General features: G+C 56.7%; 5 protein-coding genes. 1 reads left to right on the forward strand and 4 read right to left on the reverse strand.

Annotated features, from left to right (window positions below):
* Positions 1 to 234: 234 nt before the first annotated feature.
* Positions 235 to 900, reverse strand: a complete 666-nt coding sequence (gene bchM, locus NW834_RS09460; RefSeq protein WP_414419521.1) for a magnesium protoporphyrin IX methyltransferase — start codon at positions 898 to 900, stop codon at positions 235 to 237.
* 170 nt (positions 901 to 1070) lie between these two features.
* Between bchM and NW834_RS09465 the strand changes: the two genes are divergently transcribed.
* Positions 1071 to 1568, forward strand: a complete 498-nt coding sequence (locus NW834_RS09465; protein ID WP_414419522.1) for a hypothetical protein — start codon at positions 1071 to 1073, stop codon at positions 1566 to 1568.
* Between the two features lie 42 nt (positions 1569 to 1610).
* Here NW834_RS09465 and NW834_RS09470 read toward each other — a convergent pair whose 3' ends face one another.
* From NW834_RS09470 to NW834_RS09480, 3 genes are all read right to left on the reverse strand, one after another.
* Positions 1611 to 2588, reverse strand: coding sequence for a D-alanine--D-alanine ligase family protein (locus tag NW834_RS09470; protein ID WP_414407460.1), 978 nt, complete (start codon positions 2586 to 2588; stop codon positions 1611 to 1613).
* A gap of 69 nt (positions 2589 to 2657) precedes the next feature.
* Positions 2658 to 3779, reverse strand: a complete 1122-nt coding sequence (ftsZ, locus tag NW834_RS09475; RefSeq protein WP_414350014.1) for a cell division protein FtsZ — start codon at positions 3777 to 3779, stop codon at positions 2658 to 2660.
* 577 nt (positions 3780 to 4356) lie between these two features.
* Positions 4357 to 4932 (reverse strand): ureidoglycolate lyase, encoded by a 576-nt coding sequence (locus NW834_RS09480; RefSeq protein WP_041437468.1) that lies wholly within the window; start codon positions 4930 to 4932, stop codon positions 4357 to 4359.
* Between the last annotated feature and the right edge of the window lie 242 nt (positions 4933 to 5174).

The raw sequence follows: 5174 nt of genomic DNA on the forward strand, positions 1-5174 counted from the left end.
TGGAAACAAACAGAATGCTATCGCTGCATAGTTGAACAGTGATGTTCAGCAGTGTTCAGCGTAAATGTATCAGCAACTGGATAACCTTAGCTGATCGTTATAGTCATTTTTAAACTAGATTGAGACACTCCCCAAGCATTCCACGCTGCTGCCCCTACTCCCAGCCTCGCTGCCAGAGGGAGAGGGGAGCTAGACGAAAATGTTTCATTCCCGTTTAACGAACCAGATCGAGTGTCACCGAACCAGATCGAGGAGCCAAGCAAAGTAGAAGCGGCTGCGAATGGTTTGTCGCTGCTGCACTTTCCAGCCCCATTCGGTTAATTGGCTCACCAAGATCGCCTCTCGGTGTTGATAGGCGCGGGTGGTTTTGCTGGGGCCGGGGAAGAACTCTCCCACTTTCTTCAGCAGCGTCAGCCAGGGGGTTTTGGGGGCAAAACTGAAGATCAGGCGGGACCGAGCCAGGCGGGTCAGGTGCTTTAGCATGCGCAGGGCCTCGGCTTCAGGGTAGTGGATCATCACATCGAGGCAGATGACGACATCGTATTCCCCCGTCAATTCCTCCAGATCCGAGACCCAAAAGTGTGGGTTGTCTGTGGATCCCAACTCCATTTGCTGGCGGCGGCGTGCTTCGTTCACCATTTGTTCCGAGATGTCGCTGGCGAACACCTGCGCCCCTCTGGTGGCCAAGGGCAAACTGAGGCTGCCCACCCCGCATCCGGCATCACAAATGCGTAAACCCGAGGGATCCCCCAACCACTGCAACACCGTCTCTACCGTGCGGGCATGGCCAAGGCGGATGTCCTTTTGGACGAAATTGACTTCTTCTTCACCATAAATGCGCCGCCAGCGCTCGAAGCCAACGGAGTTGAAGTAATCGCGGACAATGGTTTTCTCTTGCATAGAACTTCCAGCTAGGGATCCGGCGAGAGAAAAGAGGAACGCCCTGCTCTGTCGAGACCCGGCATTTCTTCGCCCATGCGCATCTCATTCTACCCCGAGCCCCCGTAGCCCTCTGCACGGTTGCTCTAGGATTGTATTAGAATTAACTCGCATGCCTTGGATGCTGCACCATGACCGAAGCTGAGATTGCCCAAGCGTTGCAGGCTCGGTTGGCTGCCCCGGTCAGAATTGCGGTCAAACGCCGCCAAGGTCATCTACACGTTCTCCTGAATCGGCCCCCCCTGGCTCGAGTGGACTACCCCCATCTCATGGAACGGGTGCAGGCGGAGCTCAGAGTGTTGGGCTTGCCCGGCTTAGAGCAGGTCACGGTGTACGGGCGTGAGTCGGGACATTCTGAATACGAGTGGGAGCAAACGGCCCCCTTGTTGAACCCGCTGCTGGCCTCAGAAGAAACCACAGTTCTGTTGGAAAAAAAAGGCGATCGCCTACTGCAGGATCTGACAGTTGTTGCCCCGGATTCGGTCAACTCAAAGCCTGAACCTGCGCCGGAGAATCCTGTCGGGAAAACCGACATAGGCAGCAGGTCCCGCATCTCCTGGGTGTGGCTGGGGGGAGCTGTACTGATTGTTGGAATTGGGGTGATTCTTTTGCTGGTTGCCCTTCTCTGAAAGAGCTGGGTAAAGGTTCTTGTTCTTGTCTTGGGAAAAGCCTCAGGGAGCGTTGCCGAGAGTCGCCGATGAACTTTGAGGGTGCCGGGATCCGGTCAATTGGGCTTTTTGCAAGGCATCCTGCAGCATCCGCTCCACCAACTCGGTGAACGTCCACCCCAGAGCTGCCGCCGCATCGGGACAGAGGGAAGTGGGGGTCATGCCGGGCAGTGTATTCACCTCCAACACCCAAGGATTTTCCTCGGGATCCACCCGCAGATCCACCCGCGCCAAGCCTTCGCACCCCAACGCCTGGTAGGCCTTCAGACCTGCAGCCTCACAGCGGGCCAACCCTGCCGGGCTGAGGGAACAGGGGATCAAATGCCGCGAGCCACCGGGTGCGTACTTGGCTTCGTAGTCGTAGAAGTCGCCTTGGGCGGGGATGATCTCAATGGCCGGAAGAACTTGGCCGGACAAGATCGAGAGGGTGATCTCCTTTCCGGGAACATAGCGCTCCAGAAAAATCCGCGACGAGACTGAGCGGGCCAACTCCAGCCCCTGAGCAAATGACCTCTCATCCCGGACAATGCTGATGCCCACCGTCGAGCCGTTGTTGCTGGGCTTAATCACCAGTGGGGATCCCAACTCTGCCGCACAGTCAGCCCAAGTGAGGGGGCTTTGGTCGTCCCAAACCTGCCAATCGGGGGTAGGGATCCCCGCGGCGCGAAAGATCTGCTTGGAGACCAGCTTATCCATGGCCAGAGCACTGGCCAGCGGCCCGGATCCCTGGTAGGGCAGGCCCAGCCAGTCCAGCATTCCCTGTACCACCCCATCCTCGCCACCAGGGCCATGCAAGGCAATCCAAACGAAGTCGCAGCCGGCTTGCCGTTCCTGCCAAAGGCGCAGAGGCAGATCCTCATCTGGGTCGATTACCTTGACCCGATGGCCCAGGTCCTCCAAAGCCCGTTTGCAGGCTTTACCCGTTACCCAAGAGACTTGACGTTCTGCCGAACGCCCCCCCGCCAAGACAACAATGTTCATGGCCTAACCCCAAAGCACTCCCCACCCTCAACAACCGGCACCAAGATACCAGCATACCTTCACCCTACCCTACGAAGGGGGCCGTCGGCGGCGCAAGAACTCGGGAATATCTAAGCCTCCAGACATCGGCGGCTCAGGCTCCGGAGGCTGTCGAGGCGGCAGCCCAGAGCCCGTGGGAGTGGGCTTGGGAACCCCCGACTTGTTGGAGGCAGAAACTTTGGTTGCAGCAGGGATGGCGGCTGGACGGGCTTTCTCTTGGAAACCGGTGGCGATGACCGTGATGCGCACTTCCCCCTGCATGCGCTCGTCTTGGACGGTGCCGAAGATGATGTTGGCCTCGGGATCCACTGCCTCGGCGATGATCTCGGCAGCCACCGTGACCTCATGCAAGGACAAATCCGGCCCACCGGTAATGTTGAAGAGGACACCTTTAGCCCCTTCGATGGAGGTTTCCAAAAGCGGCGAAGATACAGCGGTAATGGCGGCTTCGCGGGCGCGGGACTTGCCGGATCCCATGCCAATTCCCATCAAGGCAGAGCCGGCATCGGCCATCACGCTGCGCACATCGGCAAAATCCACATTGATCATGCCGGGAATGAGAATGATATCCGAGATGCCCTGCACCCCCTGCCGCAGCACATCATCAGCAACGCGAAAAGCCTCTTGGACAGGGGTTTGCTCGGAGATCACCGAAAGCAACTTGTCATTGGGAATTACAATCAGGGTATCAACTGCCTCCCGCAGCGCTTGGATCCCTTCCTCGGCCTGCTTGCTGCGGCGTTTGCCCTCAAAGGAAAAAGGCCGTGTCACCACTCCCACCGTCAGGGCACCACTGGCTTTGGCAATTTGGGCGATGACGGGTGCTCCACCCGTGCCCGTGCCTCCCCCCATGCCGGCGGCAATGAAGACCAGATCTGCCCCTTTGATGGCTGCCGATATTTCTTCGCTGGATTCCTCTGCAGCTTTCTGGCCAATGGCCGGGTTACCACCTGCACCCAAGCCTCGAGTCAGCTTCTGCCCAATTTGCAAGCGGTTCACTGCCGAGGACTGGGCAAGGGCCTGCGCATCGGTGTTGACGCTCCAAAACTCGACGCCCACAAGGTTGCTGGCCGCCATCCGACTGACCGCGTTGCCACCCCCACCCCCCACGCCTACTACCTTAATCTTTGCGTTTGCGGTCTTGCTCGGCATGAAGTCCTCTGGACAATCCGCCGCTCTGGTCTGAGATCCGTTCCTCTCATACTCGGCATGAGAGCCTTCTCCCCTGTGGCGCTCATTCCAATGGGAAGGCGCAGACTGGGCTGAGCCCAACCCTTGCCCAGGATTGGGAGGATGGATGTCTGACCAATTGGATGGCATGTCAGCTCTCACAATAACTTAAATTCTGGCAAATATCGAATATGCTAGCTGATTTAATATAGAGCAACTCCCTCCAGATGCCAACGCTGCCGACGTTTGTGAATCTTCCCGCTGAATACGGCCCTCCTAAAGACGCCTGTCGGCAGAATCTCAGGTAGCCTTTCTTGCCTAGAGGCATTTCTCTCTGAACTTATCTCGAAGCTTTTGTGTGTAAGAATAGGTGTTCTCGAATACTTAGACCCTTGCAGGGGAAGAAGGGTCCAAAGGGAGGTTTCGGTACAAGAGTCTGGCCCTAGTTAAGGCCCAGTTAAGGCGAAGAGTCCCCTATCCAGCCAAAGGCTGATAGAGCGCCACTTTGTAGAACTGAGGCTTTGGCATCCTGTAGAGATTCAGGGATCCGGACTTGCATTCAGACCAGCTCTAGGTGGATCTCCGCTTTTAGCCGTTGGGGGAGGGAAATTTTGAATACATCTCCCTGATTCATTTCGTGGGCATCTTCCATGCTGGCCAGGGCTTCCACCACTTCTTCGGAGTTGGCGGTTAGCACCACAACGGGGCGCTCGCAGGCAATGGGGAAATCGTGCCACGTGCCGAGGTGCAGCAGCAGCCCATGCCCGGCAGGGAATCGCAGGGCTTGTACTTTGTCGAGATCGGGAGCTGCTTTGGGATGGTTGGGAGGAGCCATCACCATGATGAACGGCTCTTGCCCCAGGCCGACAAACAACTGGGTCATACGCATGTGGCGCTCCAGCCAGAGCACAGGTGGATATCCGGGCAGGATCTTAGCCGTACGGATAACGGCTCTGCCGGTGTATTGAAAGTCGATGTTCTGTCCTTCCAGGACACGCCCCTGATAAAAGGGGATCCCCAGCCCAGGATTGGCCACATCGTCCCCTATAAGTTGGCCGAAGGGTTGCACATTTTCTGGGGTGGCATCCACAATCGGCACCCGGACAACGGTGGTGGCAGTTGCAGTCGTGCTCATGGTTTGCATCCTCGCTCTTGATTGGACTGGGGTCAATTGGATTGGAGTCAGGCTTTCTATCTTAATTGTCTTACTGAGAGCAATAGGTAAAGAAACGGTTTTCCCGGTAACGGTCTATACATCTTTGATTCTTATTTAATTCTTAACTTTTAATTCTTAACTTTGATTCTTAACTTTGTTCTTCTCGAGGGCTTTGCGGGTTAAACCACCGCTCGATGATGTGGCGAATTTGCCGGGCGGCA

This window comes from Synechococcus sp. R60.1 (assembly GCF_047461835.1).
Lineage (GTDB): Bacteria > Cyanobacteriota > Cyanobacteriia > Thermostichales > Thermostichaceae > Thermostichus.